This window comes from Marinimicrobium sp. UBA4209, from assembly GCF_002381585.1.
Classification (GTDB): domain Bacteria; phylum Pseudomonadota; class Gammaproteobacteria; order Pseudomonadales; family Cellvibrionaceae; genus Marinimicrobium; species Marinimicrobium koreense.
Genome location: NZ_DFTP01000044.1, coordinates 1 through 18,562, shown reverse-complemented (window position 1 = coordinate 18,562; position 18,562 = coordinate 1). Strand labels below are relative to the sequence as shown.

General features: G+C 60.5%; 13 protein-coding genes. 6 read left to right on the top strand and 7 right to left on the bottom strand.

Going from position 1 to position 18,562, the window contains the following annotated elements:
• Positions 1–55 precede the first annotated feature (55 nt).
• A complete protein-coding gene (locus tag B3187_RS06120) occupies positions 56–1,282 on the bottom strand; it encodes an MHYT domain-containing protein (RefSeq protein WP_123636937.1) in 1,227 nt (408 codons plus the stop codon).
• Positions 1,283–1,355: 73 nt separating this feature from the next.
• The gene (locus B3187_RS06115; protein ID WP_024459642.1) at positions 1,356–2,276 is read right to left on the bottom strand and encodes a LysR family transcriptional regulator; all 921 of its coding nucleotides are present in this window, start codon (positions 2,274–2,276) and stop codon (positions 1,356–1,358) included.
• 188 nt (positions 2,277–2,464) lie between these two features.
• On the opposite strand from B3187_RS06115, the gene metE reads away from it, so the two are divergent.
• Positions 2,465–4,852, top strand: a complete 2,388-nt coding sequence (gene metE / locus B3187_RS06110; protein WP_286805134.1) for a 5-methyltetrahydropteroyltriglutamate--homocysteine S-methyltransferase — start codon at positions 2,465–2,467, stop codon at positions 4,850–4,852.
• A 9-nt stretch (positions 4,853–4,861) separates the two neighbouring features.
• Here metE and B3187_RS06105 read toward each other — a convergent pair whose 3' ends face one another.
• Together B3187_RS06105 and B3187_RS06100 are read right to left on the bottom strand one after the other, a co-directional pair.
• Positions 4,862–5,269: a hypothetical protein gene (locus B3187_RS06105; protein WP_123636935.1), complete on the bottom strand. Its 408-nt coding sequence runs from the start codon at positions 5,267–5,269 to the stop codon at positions 4,862–4,864.
• Positions 5,270–5,418: 149 nt separating this feature from the next.
• On the bottom strand, positions 5,419–6,366 hold the full coding sequence (locus tag B3187_RS06100; protein WP_286805133.1) for a diguanylate cyclase: 948 nt from the start codon (positions 6,364–6,366) through the stop codon (positions 5,419–5,421).
• Positions 6,367–6,652: 286 nt separating this feature from the next.
• Between B3187_RS06100 and B3187_RS06095 the strand changes: the two genes are divergently transcribed.
• The gene (locus tag B3187_RS06095) at positions 6,653–8,779 is read left to right on the top strand and encodes a hypothetical protein (RefSeq protein ID WP_286805132.1); all 2,127 of its coding nucleotides are present in this window, start codon (positions 6,653–6,655) and stop codon (positions 8,777–8,779) included.
• A gap of 122 nt (positions 8,780–8,901) precedes the next feature.
• Positions 8,902–9,744, top strand: coding sequence for a 6-carboxytetrahydropterin synthase (locus B3187_RS06090; protein ID WP_123638812.1), 843 nt, complete (start codon positions 8,902–8,904; stop codon positions 9,742–9,744).
• 3 nt (positions 9,745–9,747) lie between these two features.
• Here B3187_RS06090 and lpxL read toward each other — a convergent pair whose 3' ends face one another.
• From lpxL to fabV, 3 genes are all read right to left on the bottom strand, one after another.
• Positions 9,748–10,665, bottom strand: coding sequence for an LpxL/LpxP family Kdo(2)-lipid IV(A) lauroyl/palmitoleoyl acyltransferase (gene lpxL, locus B3187_RS06085; RefSeq protein WP_286805131.1), 918 nt, complete (start codon positions 10,663–10,665; stop codon positions 9,748–9,750).
• 16 nt (positions 10,666–10,681) lie between these two features.
• Positions 10,682–11,593 carry an acyltransferase gene (locus tag B3187_RS06080; RefSeq protein WP_286805130.1) on the bottom strand — a complete coding sequence of 304 codons (912 nt, stop codon included), beginning with the start codon at positions 11,591–11,593 and terminating at the stop codon, positions 10,682–10,684.
• A gap of 116 nt (positions 11,594–11,709) precedes the next feature.
• Positions 11,710–12,894: an enoyl-ACP reductase FabV gene (fabV, locus tag B3187_RS06075; RefSeq protein WP_286805128.1), complete on the bottom strand. Its 1,185-nt coding sequence runs from the start codon at positions 12,892–12,894 to the stop codon at positions 11,710–11,712.
• 380 nt (positions 12,895–13,274) lie between these two features.
• On the opposite strand from fabV, the gene B3187_RS06070 reads away from it, so the two are divergent.
• From B3187_RS06070 to B3187_RS06060, 3 genes are all read left to right on the top strand, one after another.
• Complete coding sequence (locus tag B3187_RS06070) at positions 13,275–13,682, top strand: MAPEG family protein (protein ID WP_286805127.1); 408 nt, start codon at positions 13,275–13,277, stop codon at positions 13,680–13,682.
• Between the two features lie 454 nt (positions 13,683–14,136).
• Positions 14,137–17,184 (top strand): D-2-hydroxyglutarate dehydrogenase YdiJ, encoded by a 3,048-nt coding sequence (ydiJ, locus tag B3187_RS06065; protein WP_286805125.1) that lies wholly within the window; start codon positions 14,137–14,139, stop codon positions 17,182–17,184.
• A 355-nt stretch (positions 17,185–17,539) separates the two neighbouring features.
• Entirely contained in the window at positions 17,540–18,538 is a 999-nt protein-coding gene (locus B3187_RS06060) for an LLM class flavin-dependent oxidoreductase (RefSeq protein ID WP_286805123.1), read from the top strand.
• The last annotated feature ends 24 nt before the right edge of the window (positions 18,539–18,562 follow it).

The window sequence follows — 18,562 nt, the reverse complement described above, 5'->3', positions numbered from 1 at the left end:
AAAAGCCAGCACTCGGTGAGTGCTGGCTTTTTTGTACGTTGCCTTTAACCGTGTTTCAGGCCACCTGACGCCCGCCCGGTGCGGCATCCTCGGGCGTCAACCACTCCCGCACTCGCTGCGCGCCCTGCATCAGGCCGCGACTGTTACTCGCCGATGCCGGGTATTGACTCACCCCCCACCCCCATCGACCGATCGAGGCGTTACTCAGGAACGCAGTGTTGAGGGTCACCAGCTTCCGCTTGACCTCTTCCCCCGACAAAGGCTGATGCAAAACCATAAAGCTGTCGCTACTGTAGCGCACCACCTGCTCGGCGCGACTGAAACTGCGTTTGAGCTGCTGAGCCACTTCCAGCACCTGCGCGTCATCCGGATTCTGCAGCTCAACATAAAACAGCAGGAAAGGTTCGGGCTGGGCGCCCCGCGCGGTGACGGTCAGCCGCTCCAGAAGCTGACGCTCCAGGTGACTGCGATTGGGAAGCCCCGTGGCGGCATCGTAGAAGGCCGCCTGCCGGGCCTGATCCTGAGCCCGTTCCTGCGCTTGCCGCGCCCGGTCCCGCGCCCGAAGATCACTGTAAGCAACATAGATCGCCAACAGCAGCAAGCCACTCACGACGATCGCCGTGGGCACCCCCATCCAGTTCCCCTGCAAGTGGTTACCCTGGTCCATGGCGCCGTCCATCGGGTAGATGGCCGCGACCATCCCCGAGTAATGCATGCCACAAATGGCCGCACCCATCACCAGGGCCGCCAGGGCTTTGACCCACACCGCATACTGGACCGGCACGTCGCGGATTTTGCGACAGATCATCAGCGCTGCCCCGGATGCTCCCACCGCAATCGCGGCGGAGATCGATACCCAGACGGGATCGTATTGAATCGCCGGCTGCATCTGCATGGCATACATGCCCAGATAGTGCATGGAAAAGATACCCGCCCCCATAATCAGTGACGCGGCCGCGATGGCCGCCGCGCTGACCCGGGGCAAGGTGATCACGTGCAGTGCCAGCCCCGACGCCACCAGCGCCGGAAGCCAGGACAAGACCGTCAACCCGGCGTTGAACGACATGGTCATTTCCATGGGCATCTCAAAGGCACTCATGCCTACAAAGTGCATGGACCATATCCCCGTGCCCAGACAGAGTGCGCCAGCGACCAACCAGTTACGCCGCTGAGCCCCGTCGAAATGAAATACCCGGGTACCGAAATAGATGGCCGTGTAGGACGCGATCACCGCCACGCAGTAGGACGCGATTACCAGAATCGCATTGTAGGAGCCTGTCATAGGGAAAGTCCGCTGTTGGTGCCTCAGTCATTATTGACGTTCCGTGTTGTTACGCGCCACAGCAGGACTTGGATCAGGACGACACCCGACGCACCCCGGTCAAATGCTTGAGACAGTGCTCGCGAGCCAAGCGGAGGAAATCCTGCATGAACGGCGCATCCAACTGAGCTTCGCGCACTGCGGCATACAGAATGGGCCAGACACCTCGGGGGCCGGCGGAGCGGACCGTGATCAGTGCCTGATCGACATATTCAGCCAGAACCCAGTTCGGCAGTGCCGAAACACCCCGTCCACTGGCTACCAACTGCACCATCATCAATGTCAGCTCGGCGGTACGCACCGACGCGGGCTCAACCCCGGCGGGCTCCAGGAACTGTTTGAACACGTCCAGACGGCTGCGCTCAACCGGGTAGGTGATCAGCGTCTGCTCCAGCAGGTCCTCGGGTTCGATCCAGGGACGCTCCGCCAGCGGGTGCTCCCGCCCCAGGGCGAACTGCATTTCGTAGGCGAACAGCGGGACATACTCCACCCCACGAATCAGTTGCGGATCCGCGGTCACCACCAGGTCAATATCCCCCTGAACCAGGGCCGGCAGCGGCTCAAACGTAAAGCCACCGGAGAAATCCAGCTCCACGGCCGGCCAATGATTCCGGTACCGCTCAATGGTGGGCATCAACCAGTTGAAACAACTGTGACACTCAATGGCCATATTGAGCCGACCGGCCTCGCCGTGCAGCAGCTTGTGCACCTCCCGTTCGGCGTCCTCCAGCCGGCCCAGCACATCGTCCGCCAGCGCCAGCAAGCGCTTACCCGCCGGGGTAAAGCGCACCGGCCGACTCTTGCGCACGAACAGCTCACCGCCAAGACGGCTCTCCAGGTCCTTCAACTGGTGCGACAGCGCGGACTGGGTCAGGTGGACCCGTTCGGCCGCATCCACCAGGGAGCCGGTTTCTCGCAGAGCCACCAGGGTTTTCAGATGACGTATTTCCAACATCGATTGGGTTTCACTCCTCAACAATCGGCCCGGAGAACACCGCCAGCGGACCAATATTAATAAAATTCATAGTAAATCTGAAAATACTCCGTTTGATTCATAGTAGCACTTTACCGAGAATGCGCCCACTACATCGAGACTGACTCGCAACCCCTTTTTGTCGACCATCACTTTATCCCGAGGACCTTATGCACCCGATACTCACCCACAATCTGGGCTTCCCCCGCATCGGCGCCGACCGAGAACTCAAACGGGCTTTGGAGGCCTACTGGCGCGGCGACCTCTCCAAGGAGGCTCTGGAAGACACTGGGCGGACACTGCGCCGCCGACACTGGCAGCAACAGGCGGATGCCGGCCTGAGCTGGATTCCCACCGGTGACTTTGCCTGGTACGACCAGGTCCTGACCCTGTCCGCCACTCTCGGTAATGTTCCCGTGCGCCACCGGGCCGAAGCCCGGAACACCGGCGCTGAACCGGGCTCCCACTCCGAATGTGGCTGCAGCGAGCCGATTGACGCCCCGGAGGCGCCCGAGGGGCCCTGCCGACAGGTGGATCTGGACACGCTGTTTCGGATGGCGCGGGGGCGAGCACCGACCGGCGCGGCCAGTAGCGCCTGTGAAATGACCAAGTGGTTCGACACCAACTATCACTACCTGGTACCGGAATTTCACCCCGACCAGACCTTTGAGTTGAGCTATCGGCAGATCATCGATGAGACCCGGGAGGCCATCGCCCTCGGGCACCAGGTCAAGCCGGTGATTCTCGGTCCGCTCAGCTATCTGTGGCTGGGCAAAGAAAAAGCGGACAATTTTGATCGGCTGAGCCTGCTTGAGGCGCTGCTGCCGGCCTATCAGCAATTGCTGGATGCTCTGGCCGATGCCGGCGCCAAGTGGGTGCAGATTGATGAGCCGATTCTGGTGCTGGACTTGCCCGCTGCCTGGCAACAGGCCTTCGAGCCGACTTACCATCGCCTGCAGAACCGAGCGGTCAAACTGCTACTGGCCACCTATTTCGGCGCCCTCGGCGAGAATCTGTCCACTGCGGTGCAGTTGCCGGTCGCCGGCCTTCACATCGACGCGGTGCGCGCACCGGAGCAGCTATTGAACGTCGTCGACCGCCTGCCGGTACACAAGGTGCTGTCGGTGGGGATAATCGACGGGCGAAATATCTGGCGTACCGACCTGAGAGCGGCACGGGAAACGCTCGCCGAACTCGCCGAACGGCTGGGAGAGCGACTCTGGCTGGCCCCTTCCTGCTCACTGCTGCACGTGCCGGTGGACCTGAAACGGGAACAGGCCCTGGAGCCAGAGCTGAAAAGCTGGCTGGCCTTCGCGCTGCAGAAGGTCGACGAAGTGGTGACTCTGGCACAGTTACTGGCGCCCGAGCCGGCTCCATCCGCACTGGCTGCACTTGAGGCCAGCGATCAGTCGGTGCGCTCCCGGCGTGAATCCCGCCGCGTCCACAACCCGGCGGTGCAGGAGCGCCTGAGCGCCATTTCTCCCACCGACAGTCAGCGCCAGAGCCGGTTTGCGCAGCGGTCGGCCAAACAACAGGCACTCCTGCAATTGCCGGAATTTCCGACCACGACCATTGGCTCTTTTCCCCAGACCGATGATATCCGTCAGGCACGCCGAGCCTACAAGCAGGGACAACTGTCCGAAGTGGAGTATCGCAATCGTATGCGCCAGGCCATTGCCGATGCCATTGTTCGCCAGGAGCAATTGGGGCTGGATGTACTGGTGCACGGCGAAGCCGAGCGCAATGACATGGTGGAATATTTCGGTGAGCAGCTCGACGGCTACGCTTTCACCCAGTTTGGCTGGGTCCAGAGTTATGGCTCCCGCTGTGTGAAGCCGCCCATCATTTACGGTGATGTGGCCCGCCCCCGGGCCATGACCACCCAGTGGGCCCGCTACGCCCAGTCCCTGAGCCGCAGACCGGTCAAGGGGATGCTGACCGGCCCGATTACCATGCTGTTCTGGTCCTTTGTGCGCAACGACCAACCCCGCTCTGTGACAGCACGACAGATCGCCCTGGCACTCAGGGACGAAGTCAAAGATCTGGAGACCTCCGGCATTCAGATCATCCAGATTGACGAGCCTGCCCTGCGCGAAGGTCTGCCGTTGAAGCGGAAAGATTGGGGGGAGTACCTTGACTGGGCGGTAGAGGCGTTTCGTCTGAGCGCCAGTGGCGTGAACGATGAAACCCAGATTCATACCCATATGTGTTATTCAGAGTTCAACGACATCATCGATGCCATTGCGGCATTGGACGCGGATGTGATCACCATTGAGACGTCACGCTCCCAGGGTGAGCTGCTCGATGCCTTCGAGCAGTTCTCCTACCCGAATGACATTGGCCCGGGCGTATACGACATTCATTCACCCAATGTGCCCCCGGTCGAGGCCATGGTGACCCTGATGGAGCAGGCGGCTCAACGGCTACCGAAGGAACGTCTCTGGGTCAATCCGGACTGCGGCCTGAAAACCCGGGGCTGGGTGGAAACCGAAGCCGCCCTGGCCAACATGGTCAGCGCCGCTCGACGCCTGCGCGAACGTTCTAGCGACGCTGCCTGAGTCGGGCCCTCAGGCCTGGCGGCGCCGGGGAGCACGGGCCTGCCCGCTGCCCTCGTGCCGCCGCCCTTCCAGCAGCGACTGAAGCGCCGACCGGGAGCCATTGCTGGCCACCGGTTCGGCGCGCAGCGCCATGGGGGAGCGCCCGACCCACTCTGCACGCCAACGCCAGAACTCCGGATGTTCCGGGTCGCCGCGCAACTCGATGATGCTCAACCGGTCGGGAACCAGCGGGAGCTGCTCCATCAACTGCATCAGAAACGGTTCGGCATTCTTGCCAAAAAAACTGGAGGCCTGTTGGCGGGGCGCACTCACGAACAGGGTATCGCGGTGTTCCCCGGGCATAAACTTCACACCCAATACAACGGGCTGCCCGAGACGGTTGGTCAGGGACAGGGGTTCAACAGCGGGATGGGGCATAACGGCTCACGTCCAGGAGGCATCCGCCTCGACTATCCACAAAGCGGCGCAGTGTACGGATCCACAGGGGAACTACAAGTGATAATTGCGTGACATTTGATCTGGCCCCAGGAGTAACCGGTTGCAATCACCCGCTGGCCCCATGTCGGTCATGAAGAGGGCGTGATGTCCGGCTCCGCAACAGGACGCCCACGAATAACACTGTTGTGCCCATGGGTTTTGGCGTAGTAAAGCGCCTGATCGGCCGAGGCAATCAGTTGAGATATGCCGGCTCCGGGCTCGCAGGCCACCCCGGCGCTCAGAGTGAGCACACCGAGCGGACTCGGGGCGTGTTCGATGCGAAGCTTCTGCACCGCGTCGCACACCCGGCTGGCGCCGAGCCAGGCCCCTTCCAAGTCGGTATCCAGCATTAACAACAGCAGCTCCTCACCACCGTACCGGTAGAGGGTATCGCCCTGACGCAGATGGCCGGTAATGGTTTCGCAGACCCGCTGCAACGCCCGATCTCCCGCCTGATGACCGTAATAGTCGTTGTATTTCTTGAACCAGTCCAGATCCAGCAATGCCAGGGCAAAACGGCGCTTGGGATGCGTTGCCAGGACCTTGAGGTCGCGCTCCATCGCGCGACGATTGCCGATATTGAGCAGGGAATCCTGCAGGGACTCCGCCCTGAGTACGCGATTGACACTGACCAACTCGGTCTGGCGCTCCAATATCTGAATATACGCCTGTGCCATGTCAGTGTGAGTGATCATGCCCACCAGTGCCCCCCGGTCGTCCAGCACCGGCATCTGGCGCTGACGATATTCCTGCGCGCGTTTGAGCGCCTCCAGCAGCGACGCTCCGGCGGGCACACAGACCGGATTGACGGTCATCACATCCGCCGCCCGTCCGACCTCAACCCGGCCGGATTCGAGCACCTGGGCCAGCGCCGACACCAGATCTTTTTCCCGAATCAGGCCCGCCACTCGGCCGCCGTCCATCACAACGGCACAGGAGTGCTGATTGCGGCGCATCAGAGCCAGTACTTCGATCAGGCTCTGGCCGCCATTCACCTGGGTGCCCACCGGGGTCATCAACTCTTGAACGGTCATCATCACGGACTCCGCTTCCGACGTCAGTCAACCACTCTCACTATATGCTTCCGCCTGAACCGGCCGGAGCGCCAAAAATCGTGCATCTTACCACGGTTGGCGCCGAATTCATCTACCGGTTGTCGGTTTTCTGGCACACCCGAGCGGCATTCGACCCGTTTCTGCCAGTCCTGCGGATTTTATTCGTCCGATGTCGGTCCAACCGCGGAGCATTTGCGCCAATATTTGACACGAAGCCCCGAGGCGCCGAGAATCGCGGGCTTCCCCAAAATCTCAGGTACACAAAGGCATGCGTAATACTCGAGACAACGGCTTGATCTCCGTCACCCGCTTCGGCCTGCCCCTGCTGCTCGCCCTGACTCTGGGCGCCTGTGGCAGTGACAGCGACAATAACCAGAACACCTCATCCAGCTCCAGCTCAAGCTCCAGCAGCTTCAGCGGGGGTATTGATAACGCGGGCAATACCGGAGGCGTAAGCGACGCCGAGTGGCCGGAAATCAATGTCGAATCAGTAGAGCCCAAGGAGATCCGTTTTTCCTGGACCGCCGTTGAAGGTGCTGAGTATTACCAGCTGCAGAAGAAACCAGGCGACGGCAGTGGCTACGAGGTGGTAGCTGACAACCTGACCGAAACAGAGGCCAGCGACACCGTCGCGGTGCACCAGCATGACTGGCACAACGCCCTTTATACCGTCACCGCCTGTTTGAACGCCGACTGCTCCGAATACGACGATTCCAACGAGCAACTGACCCTGAACGTCATGCTCGACACCATCGGCTTTGTCAAAGCCGACAGCAACGAAGCCGCCGACTGGTTTGGCTGGGCGGTCGCCCTCTCGGCCGATGGCCAGACCCTGGCGGTCAGCGCGCCCCGCGAAGCCAGTCAGGCACGGGGCGTCAACGGTGATGCCTCCGACAACTCCGTATTCGGTGCCGGCGCCGTTTACGTGTTCCGCCTGGTGGACGGCCTGTGGCAGCAGGAGGCCTATCTGAAAGCCTCCAACACTGAAGCGCCCAGCGAAAACGACGACGGTGACAATACCACCCGATACAACGACCGCTTCGGCTTCGCCCTGTCCCTGTCGGACGGCGGCGATGTGCTCGCGGTCAGTGCGACCCTGGAAGACAGCGACGGAACCGGCGTGAATCCGGAACAGGACAATAATGGCGCCCCCGGAACCGGCGCGGTGTATGTCTTCAAACGCGGGGAGGAAGGCTGGGCGCAGGACGCCTTTCTCAAGGCCTCCAATGCCGAACCCCCGGAAGAAGAGGAAGAAGAAACCGACGAGACGGCCGAAGACGATGGCACCGATGACCCGGCAGCGGACGACGAAACAGAAGACGGCGAAGTCACCATCCCGACCAACGTCAACGACCGTTTTGGCCACCGCGTCGCCCTCTCCGGTGACGGCCAGACGCTGGTGGTCAGCGCCCTGTTCGAATCGAGCGACGCCACTGGCATCAACGGCGACGAGAACAACAATGATGCACCCAACGCCGGTGCCGTCTATGTATTCACCGACTCGGACAGCGGCTGGGCACAGCAGGCCTATGTAAAGGCCTCGAACACCTTCTCTGCCATCACCGCGACCGGCACTCCGCTGTACCACCTGTTTGGCAGCAGCCTGGCCATCTCCACCGACGGCAATACCCTGGCGGTGGGCGCGACCGGTGACGCCAGTCGCTCCACCGGGATCAACGGTGAGGACGACAACCGGACCATCATTAACGCCGGCGCGGTCTACTTGTTCGTTCGCGACGATAATAACTGGTCACAGTCGACCTATATCAAGCCAAGCCACACCTACACCGAGCAGGAACTGACCGGCTACGCTCAAAGTTTCGGAGCCAGTGTTGCCTTATCCGGCGACGGTACCCGCCTGGCAGTGGGCAGCACCGGTGACCTGACGGCCGAGCCCGGGATCAACTCCAGTCCGGACAATTACGACCTTGAGGACGTCACCACAGTCGCCACCAACAGTGGTGCGGTCTACCTGTTCCGCCAAGTGGATGGTGAGTGGGAACAGACCTCATTCCTGAAGGCCTCCAACAACCTTCAGGGGCTGCGCTTCGGCGAAACACTGGCCTTTGCCCGCAACGGGCGTCATCTGGTGGTAGGCAGCACGCGCGAGCCCAGCGCCGAGACCGGTATAGACGGCGTCAGTGATGACAACTCGGCCCCTCGTGCCGGTGGTGCTTACCTCTTTTCAATCATTGACGGTCGCTGGCGCGAAGCCTCTTACATCAAGGCCGCCAACACCGAAGCGCGGGACGGTTTCGCCATTGGCCTGGCGCTGTCGGCCGAAGGCGACACCCTTGCCATCGGCGCCTACCGCGAAGACAGCGATGCCCAGGGCATCAACGGCGACCGGGACAACAACGAAGGCACCGATTCCGGCGCGGTTTACCTCTACTGACACCTTTGCTCCCTGGGCCTGCCGAGTGGCCCCGGGAGCTCCCCCCTCCCCTCAAGCCTGCACAGCTCCCCCTCCAACTGGTATCATGGCGACATCGTTCATTACCCATGGCCCCAGAACTTATGCTGCTTTTTGTCGACAACCTCGCCACCGTGGATTTCAGCTTTCTCGATGCCCGCCGCGGCCTGCTGGGTGAAACCTGGCTGGCTGATGTGCAACTGGAGGGCGCATTGGATGAACAGGGTATGGTCTGTGATTTCAGTACGGTCAAGAAGACGCTGAAAGCGTGGCTGGACAACGAGCTTGATCACCGCCTTCTGGTGCCCCGCCACTCCCACCAACTGGAGCTTGAAGACGAAGGCGACGTTCTGTCCCTGCGCTGGCACTTTGGGGACCGCAGCGAGACGATTGATCTTCGCTGCCCCAAAGAGGCGGTGGCGCTGGTGGATGCCGAGGAGCTGACCCGTGAAAGCGTCGCCGAGTGGTGCATTCAACGCCTTAACGAAGAGCAGCTGTTCCCCGAAGGCACGCGCCTGCACCTGAGCTTTTCCACCGAATACATTGAGAGTGTGTTTTATCACTATAGCCACGGCCTGAAGAAGCACGATGGCAATTGTCAGCGAATCGCCCACGGTCACCGTTCGAAGATTGCAATCTGGGCGGACGATATTCCCTCTCCGGCCCTGGAGGGTGAGTGGGCCAGTCGGTTCCGTGATATTTATCTCGCGACGCGTGAGGACCTGGTGGCGGAGGAAGGGGATTATTTCCGCTTTGCCTATACGGCGCCCCAGGGGGATTTTGAGATTACCCTGCCCCAGCGTTGTTGTTACCTTATGGACACGGATACTACGGTGGAGTTGATTGCCGACCACATCGCCAAAACCACCAAGTCCGAGTACCCGACCAGTACCATTCGTGTGCAGGCCTATGAAGGTATGAATAAAGGTGCAATCGCCGAGGCGTAAACCTCAATACACCGATGATTCACCTTCAGGACGGGTTTTGAAGCGTGGCTGTGCCCAAAAATATTGATGTGGGCACTCTTCGATGGCTTCTTCCATGTAGCGGTTGACCCGCACTGTGTCGGCATAGTCGTCGCCGCTGGGGAAATCTCCCAATGCCGGCCGGATGACCAGTTCGTAACCGCGCCCGCCGGGTAGGCGGTACTGGGTAAACGGAATCACCCGTCCCTTGCCCATGCTGACCAGTTTGCCTGTGGCACTGACGGTGGCGGCCTGCACGCCGAAGAAGGGGGCGAAGAGGCTGTTTTTTGAGCCCAGATCCCGGTCCGGGGCGTACCAGATGAAGCGGCCTTTGCGCAGGCGGCTGATCATGGCGCGTACGTTGTCGCGGGGGATGGTCATGGCGCCGGGGGAGTAGGCGCTGCGGCGTTTCATTTGCAGGTAGTCGTACACCGGGTTGCTGTGGGGCCGGTACATGCCGTCGAAGTTGACCACCTGACCCAACATGGCGCTGCCAATGTCCAGGGTCGTCATGTGCAGGCTGAGCAGCAGCGCGCCCTGCCCCGCCTCTTCAGCGGCTTTCAGATGTTCCAGGCCGGTGACGGTAAACAGTCGGCGCAGTCGCCAGCCCGGCCAGAACCAGGCGATGCCGGTTTCGAACACGGTCATGGCGGTGGAGGTGAGGTTCTGTTTCAGCAGGCGCTCGCGTTCGACCTCTGACAGATTCGGAAAACAGAGCTCAATATTGCGTCGGGCAAAGTTCAGCCGTTTTTTATTCAGCCTCAGCAAAGGCGCCAGCGCTTTGGCCAGCCACCACTGCAACCGGTAAGGCAGTTGGGCGATCAGAAACCATAGCCCGGCACCCAACCAGGAGGGCCAGTGACGGGGGGCGAGCAGTTGTTTGGGGAAGGATGTTTCAGCCATAGGCTATCTATTTACCTCAATGCGTATCGGCCGCGTTCTGGGCCATGGCCTCCAGACGGGCGTCTTTTTCCTGCCAAAGTTCGTTGACGCGGGCCTGAAACCGGGCTCGAAACGCCTCATCGTTCGGATAGTCGCCCACCATGTCGTTGGTGATGGGGCGCTGCTGGATGTGCATGTCCACCCGGCGTACTCGCCCACAGGCGTATTCCCAGAACGTGGGGCGGCCGTGGGGGTAGTAAAGGGTCACATCCAGCATCTGTCGAAGCTGGCCGTTCATGGCCGACAGGGTGAAGGCCAGGCCACCGGCTTTGGGCTTGAGCAGGTGCCTGAACTCCGGCGTGCCGTCGTCGCCGGCTTGCGCCAGCTGCTTGGCGGGCGTAAAGCGGGTGCCTTCCAGAAAGTTGATGATGGTGACCGGGCTGTGTTGGTACATTTCGCAGGCCCGGCGGGTACGCTCCAGGTCATCGTTGACCAGCGCCGGATTGCGGGTGATGTCTTTTTTGCTACGCCTGCGCATCACCGGAAAGTCCATCGCCCACAGTGCCTGCCCGAGCAGGGGCACCCAGAGAAGCTCGCGCTTGAAGAAGAATTTCACGTAGGGAATGCGACCGTTCAATACCCGGACCAGGATCATGATATCGACCCAGGACTGATGGTTGGCAATCAGCATGTACCACTCGTTGCGACTGAGTTGGTCGATATCTCCGCTGACGCGAATGTCGGTGCGGGTCAACAGCTTTTGATGCCAGCCATTGAGCGTAATCCAGCCGCTCGCCAGTTTGTCGAGCACGGCATTACAGGGGCGTCGCAGAGCGGGGATGATCAGTTTGACCAGCGCCACGGGCATGATCAACAGGAACACGCCCGCGATGGTGATCACGTACAGCGACAGGCTGAGGAAGCCCACGAGGGGGTAGATTATTGGCATACAAGCTCTCACGTAGGTCGGATTAGCGCAAAGCGCGTAATCCGACACAGAGGTGCCGCATGTCACGGGTCGATCGGGGCTTTAACTCAACGGCACCGTCACACATCGTTGAACGCTTAAAACGGCGCCTTCACCAACGGACTGACATCCGCCTCGTAGTCCACACCGTCGACGCCAAAGCCGAACAACTTCAGGAAACCTTCGTTGTAGCCCTTGTAGTCGGTCAGTTCAAAGAGGTTGTCTTCGGTCACTTGCGGCCAGATTTCTTCCACCTTGGCCTGTACTTTGGAGTCCAGCTCCAACTCGTCTACGCGGAAACGGTCTTCGTCGTCGAGACGCGGGTTGGCGCTATACAGGCATTCCACGAACAGACGCTGCAGCTGGTGAATGCAGTCTTCATGGGTGCCCTGCTCTTTCATTACTTTGAACAGGATGGACATGTACAACGGCATCACCGGAATGGCGGAGCTGGCCTGGGTGACCACTGCTTTGAGTACCGCGACGTGGGCCGTGCCGTTGAGGTCATCCAGTTTCTGGTCGATGGCCAGGGAGGCGCGATCCAGGTCTTCTTTGGCCTTGCCGATGGTGGCCTTGCCGTAGATCGGCCAGGTCAGCTTGTCGCCCAGGTAGGTGTAGGCGGTGGTCTGGCAGTTCTGCTCCAGCACGTCGGCGTCTTTCAGGGCGTCGATCCACAGTTCCCAGTCTTCGCCGCCCATCACTTTGACGGTGTTGGCAATTTCTTCGTCGTTGGCCGGCTCGACGGTGGTCTCGGTGATTTTCAGGGTATCGGTGTTCAGGCCTTTGGAGGTGTAGGCCTGACCAATCGGCTTGAGCACGGAGGTGTAGGTTTCACCGGTCTTGGGGTCGGTGCGTCGGGGCGAGGCCAGGCTGTAGACCACCAGGTCGATTTTGCCCAGGTCTTTTTTGATCTGCTCGATGGTCTGGGCCTTGATCTCGTCGGAGAAGGCGTCCCCATTGATGGTGTGGGCGTAGAGGCCATCAGCTTCGGCAAATTCGTGGAAGGCGGCGGTGTTGTAGTAGCCGGCGGAGGCGGTACGCTTCTCGGTGGGCGGTTTTTCGAAGCAGACCCCGAGGGTTTTGGCGCCAGAGCCGTAGGCGGCGGTGATGCGTGAGGCCAGGCCATAGCCGGTGGAGCAGCCGATGACCAGTACGTTTTTCGGGCCACCGTTGATGGGCCCCTGGGCCTTGGTGTAGTCGATCTGCTCGCGCACGTTGGCGGCGCAGCCCTGTGGGTGGGCGTTGGTGCAGATGAATCCGCGTACTTTTGGCTTGATAATCATGTAAAGTCCTACTCTTGTCTGGTCTGTTTGGTCGCTGCCCTGACCGTCGTTACGTGCTGTCAACGGCCGTTCAACCGCCCCAGTACTCAGATTCGGGGCGAAAAACGGGCATTGTACCAGCAGATGGGCTTTTTCGGCGAAATCTGTGGTTTTTGGAGATACTTCCAAGGTGCCACTAAGAGGGCCCGGCCCCGGCATCGGGTGGGTTCTTCTCAAAACGCGATAAATACGGTCCCTGTAGCTCCCTCTCTTCATCCCTGAAGAGAGGGTTTGAGAAGAACCCACCCGATGCCGCGACCTCTGAGGTAAACGGAACCCAATAGCTACTAGCGAAGCTTGGCTCAATATCCGGGACTCTGCCTCATTTAAAAGGAGAAATCATGCTGAAACCCATGCTCGCCCTGATGTTCTGGACGCTCTGCGTCGCTCTCTATTTGCTGACCCTGCGGATCTTGGCGGTGCGTAAGGGCACGGTGTCGATCGGCTATTTTCGGCTTTATCCGCCGGATCAGGCCGCTCCGGCACGGGCGCTGGCGGCGGCGCGTCATTATGACAACCTGTTTCAGGTGCCGATCCTGTTCTACCTCGCCTGTGTCACCAGTCTGGCCATGGGGCTCAATGGTCCGGCGGCGCTGGCCTGGGGGTTTGTGGCGCTGCGGGTGGTGCACGGTCTCATCCATATGGGCTACAACAACGTAATGCATAGGTTCATAGCATTTATGGCGAGCAACCTGTTGTTGGTGGCCATTTGGGTGGTGATTGCGTTGCAGCTGGGGAGTCGGGTTTAGCAGCGGATAAGTTGTTGGCGGCAAATCCTGACAACAGGCCCAAACTGGCATAACGTCCGGACCGTGAAGGGGATCTTCTTTCAAGACACGCCGTAAACCCATCCCTGGGGGCTCGAATCGCGGGTCCCCCGCTCCACGGTCTTGAAAGAAGATCCCCTTCACGGCCCTCAGCATCACAAACAACCTCGGGCGTTCGCCGGCAATTTAACCGTTAGGTGCTATTTCCCTGAACGAGAAGTTGGCACTGCGGAGGCTGGGTATACCCTCACGAGACCGTCACCCGCCTGGACGGCGGGTGACGAGCCTACATGGATGTATTTACGGCGTGTCTCACACCGGTATACCCAGCCGGAGCATCACATGCGAAGCGCCTGTAATAGGAGACACACATTGGAGAAACCCACCCCAAACCCGTAGAATATTGCACCCACTGTCGAGAGCTGTAACGACCCAGATGATACCGAGCATACGCCACACCTCCCCCGTCCAGAGCCGCTACCTCGCGTTTATTGAGGCCCTGCGCCAATCCGACTTTCAGGGCGATCTGAACCCGGACTACGCCAACCGCACCGTGCTGGCGACCGACAACTCCATCTACCAGGTCCTGCCCCAGGGCGTCATCTACCCCAAAAACGTGGACGACCTGGTGATCCTGGCCCGGCTCAGCGACCAGCCCGATTATCAGGACATCGTCTTGAGCCCCCGCGGCGGCGGCACCGGCACCAATGGCCAGTCCCTCACCGACGGACTGGTGGTGGACACCTCCAAATACATGAACCAGATCCTCGAAATCAACGTCGAGGAGCGCTGGGCGCGGGTCCAATGCGGCGTGGTGAAAGACCAGTTGAACGCGGCCCTCAAGCCCCACGGACTGTTCTTCGCCCCGGATCTGTCCACCAGCAACCGGGCCACCATCGGCGGCATGATCAACACCGACGCCTCCGGCCAGGGCTCCTGCCGCTACGGCAAAACCCGGGACCACGTGCTGGAGCTGCGCACCGTATTGCTCGACGGCAGCGACTGGACCTCCCGCCCCATGGACGACGCCGAGCTGACCGAGGTCAGCCAGCGCGAGGATCGCGTGGGCGAGGTACACAAGGCACTCAATCAGATTCACACCGACCACGCCGAGCTGATCGACGCCAAATTTCCCAAGCTCAATCGCTGCCTGACCGGCTACGATTTTGCCCATGTGCGCACACCCGAAGGTCGCTTTGATCTGAACAGCGTGCTGTGCGGCAGCGAAGGCACCCTGGGCTTTATCGCCGAGGCCAAGCTCAACCTGCTGCCCATCCCCAAGGTCTCCGCGTTGGTGAATGTTAACTACCGGGACTTTAACGCGGCGCTGCGCGATGCCACCGAGCTGATGAAAGCCGAACCCACCGCCATCGAAACCGTGGACTCGAAGGTGCTCAATCTGGCGATGAACGACATCGTCTGGCACAGCGTGTCCGAGTTCTTTCCGCCAGCGGAGAGCGGCGAGCCGATTCAGGGCATCAACCTGGTGGAGTACACCGCCGACAGCGAGGAAGAACTGGAAGCCGCGGTCAAAGCGCTGACCGATCAACTGGATGCCGACACCGATGTCAGTAAAGGCCGCTTGGGTTACAGCCTCGCATGGGGTTCGGCGTCGGTCGCAAAAATCTGGGCCATGCGCAAAAAATCCGTGGGCCTGTTGGGCAATGCCGAAGGTGAAGCCCGTCCCATTCCCTTCGTGGAAGATACCGCTGTGCCGCCGGAAAACCTGGCCGACTTCATCATGGAGTTCCGTCAGGTACTGGATGAGCGAGGCATGACCTACGGCATGTTCGGCCATGTGGACGCGGGAGTACTCCACGTGCGCCCCGCCATCGACATGAAAGATCCGGAACAGGAAGCCCTGATCCGCCCGATCACCGACCAAGTGGTTGAGCTGGTCAAAAAATACAAAGGCCTGCTCTGGGGCGAACACGGCAAGGGCGTGCGCGCCGAATACGCGCCGGAATTTTTCGGCGAACTCTACCCGCAGTTGCAACGACTGAAAGCCGCCTTCGATCCGCGCAATCAGTTGAATCCGGGCAAAATTGCCACGCCCGCGCCGGAGTTGGAACTGCTCAAAATTGACGGCGTCACCACCCGCGGTCAGCAGGACCGGAAAATTCCGGTGCAGGTCTGGGAAGGTTACAGCGAGGGCATGCACTGCAACGGCAATGGTCAGTGCCACAACTGGAACCCCAACGACGCCATGTGCCCCTCCTGGAAAGGCACGCGCCTGCGCACCCACACCCCCAAAGGTCGGGCCTCATTGGTGCGCGAGTGGCTCAAGCAGTTGAGCGAGCGGGACGTGAACGCGATCGAGGAATCCGAAGCGACGCGCCAGCAGTCGTTCCTGTTGAACCTGCCGACGCGCATCAAAAACACCATTGGCAAAAAGCGCGGCGAATACGACTTTTCCCACGAAGTCCACGAGTCCATGATGGGCTGTCTGGCCTGTAAGTCCTGCACCGGTCAGTGCCCCATCAAGGTGGACGTACCCAGCTTCCGCAGCAAGTTTCTGGAGCTGTATTACGGTCGCTACCTGCGCCCATTGAAAGATTATTTTATCGGCGGGCTGGAATTTATGGTGCCCACCTTGTCCAAAGTGCCCTGGCTGTACAACGGCCTGATGAAGCCCCGGTTTATGCAGGCCCTCATGGCCAAAGTGGCCGGCATGGTGGACAGCCCGCTGCTTACCGGCGTCTCCCTGGACAACGAACTGCAGACACGCAAAATCCGTTACGCCAGCGCCCAGAATATTGCGGCGCTCACTCAAGAGCAGCGGGATAAAGCGGTAATTCTGGTGCAGGACGCCTTCACCAGCTATTTTGAAACCCAGTTGGTATTGGACAGCCTCGACCTGCTGACCAAGCTGGGCTTCACGCCGCTGGTGGCTCCTTTCAAACCCAACGGCAAACCACTCCACGTCCACGGTTTCCTCGGCCCCTTCGCCAAGGCGGCGGTGAAAAACGCCGAGCACCTGAACGATCTCGCCCGCAGTGGTATTCCTCTGGTGGGACTGGAGCCGTCCATGACCCTCGCTTATCGCAGCGAGTACCAGAAGGTGTTGGGCAAAGAGGCGCCTGAGGTGGCCCTGTTGCAGGAGTGGCTGGCAGAGCAGAAAGCGCAGCTCGAAACGCGCGCGGATTTGTTGCAGCCGGGGGATTATTCCCTGTTGGCCCACTGCACGGAAAAAACCAACGCGGCCGGATCGATCAAGGATTGGCAGGCAGTGTTCGGTGCCTTGGGGCAGACACTGACGGTAATCGACACGGGTTGCTGCGGCATGGCGGGCACTTACGGGCACGAGGCCAGTAACGTTGAAACGTCGAAGAGAATTTACGGTCTATCATGGGCAGAGGTCTTGGCAAATCCGGAACACGAGGGAAAACTGACTGCCACCGGTTACTCCTGCCGTTCTCAGGTGAAACGCATTGACGATGTGGCCATTCCTCATCCTGTGCAGGTGTTGTTGGCGCAGATGTGAAGTAGAAGGTGCATAACGCCCGGCCCAAGGAGGGGAAAGCCTTTCAAGACACGCCGTTAACCCATCCCTGGGGGCTCGGATCGCGGGTCCCCCGCTCTACGGTCTTGAAAGGCTTTCCCCTCCTCGGGCCTCAGTGCCAGTACTAGCTTGGGCGCTATTTCCCGAAACGATACGCTTGCACCGCGGAGGCTGGGTATACCCTTCCGAGACCGTCACCCGCCTGGATGGCGGGTGATGAGCCTACAAGGATGTATTCACGGCGTGTCTCGGAAGGGTATACCCAGCCGCAGCCCCTCACCGCGAAGCTCCCTTTCTACACATCACAGAACATCACGACAAAACTGGAGACCGATGTATGCTGCTCCAAGAAAAGACATTCTCGCTACTCGAACTCGCTTCGGTCAGAGAAGACGGCTCCATCACGGAAACACTGCGGGACACGCTTCGCTACGCCCAAAAAGCGGACCAACTCGGCTTCGAACGCTTCTGGCTGGCCGAACACCACAACATGGAAGGCATCGCCAGCTCCGCGACCTCCGTGTTGATCGGCCACATCGCCGGGGGCACTGAACGCATCAAGGTCGGCTCCGGCGGCATCATGCTGCCCAACCACCCGCCGCTGGTAATCGCCGAACAATTTGGCACCCTCGCCAGCCTCTACCCGGGGCGCATTGAACTGGGTCTGGGCCGCGCGCCCGGCACCGACGCCATCACCATGCGAGCGCTGCGCCGGGATATGCGTTCCGCCGACGACTTCCCACAGGACGTCGGGTTACTACAGCAACTGCTCGCGCCCCTGAAACCCGGCCAGAAACTCAAAGCCATTCCCGGCGCCGGCACCGAAGTGCCCATCTGGCTGCTGGGTTCCAGTCTGTTCAGCGCACAGCTTGCCGCGCAGAAAGGCCTACCCTACGCCTTCGCCGGCCACTTCGCACCGCGCCTGGTCCGTGAAGCCCTGCATGTCTACCGGGAAAATTTTCAGCCTTCCGAAGTATTGGACAAACCTTACGCCATTCTGGGGATTCCACTGATTGCGGCGGACACCGATGCCGAAGCGCGTTACCTGGCCACAACCAGCCATCAGCGTATTCTGGCCCTGCTGCGCGGCCAGCCGCTGTGGTTGAAGCCTCCCGTGGAAGACATGACACCCCTGTGGTCGCCCGAGGAAGAGGCCGCCGTAAAAGACTTTCTCGGCCTGGCGGTGGTCGGTGGCCCCGATACCGTGCGGGAAGGTCTGGAAGCTCTGTGCCGGGAGCTGCCCTTTGATGAGTTTATGTTCACCATTGATATGTACGACCCGGCAGCGCGGGTTCACGCGTTGGATCTTTTGGCCAATATTCGAAACGTTGAGTGACGGTTACGGCGGATGCGCCTTCGG